This window comes from Helicobacter japonicus (assembly GCF_000762845.2).
GTDB classification, from domain to species: domain Bacteria; phylum Campylobacterota; class Campylobacteria; order Campylobacterales; family Helicobacteraceae; genus Helicobacter_C; species Helicobacter_C japonicus.
The window spans coordinates 1-1101 of the sequence record NZ_JRMQ02000043.1 but is presented as its reverse complement, the minus strand read 5'-3'; the positions used below and the strand labels follow the sequence as shown (position 1 = coordinate 1101).

Annotated in this window: 1 protein-coding gene and 2 pseudogenes; 1 reads left to right on the top strand and 2 read right to left on the bottom strand. The window is 30.9% G+C overall.

The window, feature by feature from the left end; all coding sequences use genetic code 11:
* Positions 1 to 232: pseudogene (locus LS65_RS09895) on the top strand (glycosyltransferase family 4 protein); the annotation flags it as partial.
* Here the strand turns inward: LS65_RS09895 and LS65_RS09720 are convergent.
* The gene (locus tag LS65_RS09720) at positions 221 to 835 is read right to left on the bottom strand and encodes a recombinase family protein (protein ID WP_034362855.1); all 615 of its coding nucleotides are present in this window, start codon (positions 833 to 835) and stop codon (positions 221 to 223) included. The pseudogene LS65_RS09895 and the gene LS65_RS09720 sit on opposite strands and share 12 nt — an antisense overlap.
* Positions 836 to 854: 19 nt before the next feature.
* Positions 855 to 1101: pseudogene (locus tag LS65_RS10345) on the bottom strand (glycosyltransferase family 4 protein); the annotation flags it as partial.

The following is a 1101-nucleotide window of genomic DNA, read 5'->3' as shown; positions in this document are numbered from 1 at the left end:
TCGCAAAAAAATTGGTGCAAATGCTACAAGTCCAGATAATTTACATCTTCATACTTTACTCTTTAAAAAGCTTAAAAACAATCCTTTAACTTCAAGTGTTATTATCTGTGCTTATGCGCCTATTGTGTATATAAGTATTATTTTTTATACTCATACTCATATACTGATATTATTTATTTTAAGCCTTGCTGTTGCATATTTTGTGCTTTATAAAAAACTTTTAGACCTCTGATTGAGACTTGAGTCTGCTTAAAAAATATGTGATAGTTTTGCGATTGACTTTTAATTCTCTTGCTATATGTAAAATGGGAATACCTTGTTGTCTCATACCTAAGATTTTTTCTTTAAAGGGATAGAGTTTAAGTTGTTGTGTTGGCGTTAAAGCTCCTTTGAATCGTCCTATATGTTTGCCATTACTCTTAAGTCGCCCCAATGCTTCTTTAGTGCGTTGGGATATTAATTGTCGCTCTATTTCTGCACTTAACCCAAAAGCAAAGGCCAAAATTTTAGAGTTGATATTATCTCCTAACTCGTAGTTTTCTTTAATAGAGTAAATTGTAATCCCACATTCCATACATTGATTAAGCACACCCATAATTTGCAATAAACTTCTACCAAGCCTTGAAATCTCACTAACAATAATGGAATCGCCCTTTTTAGCTTTTTTAAGTATTGTACCAAGTCTTCTATACTTAGGAGCAATAGTGCCACTCATAGTTTCCTGATATATAAAATCAATGTGGATATTACGATTTTCACACCATTTTTGTATTTCAAAATTCTGGTTTTCAATTGTTTGCTTACTTGTCGATACTCTCAAATACACATAATTCATACAACTCCTTTTTTAGGAGCTATTTAAACTTAAAATGGATTAACTTTGTATAAAAATAACTATAACATAGCACAAATACGACACATAAAATAAGTAGCACAAAAGTATGATGATAAAAACACACGCTTAATCCAATAAAAGGCAAATAAAATGCACATATAGCAAGTGAAGTGCAAGCATTATTATAAGTAATTCGTTTAAAAATCAACATATGCAAATGCACTTTGTCAGGCTCTGTAGCAGATCTTTTTCGTTTGTAAGATTTG

What these genes read in the sequence shown, in the direction of transcription:
- LS65_RS09720 (WP_034362855.1), bottom strand. Translation starts at nt 835, where the DNA reads ATGAATTATGTGTATTTGAGAGTATCGACAAGTAAGCAAACAATTGAA.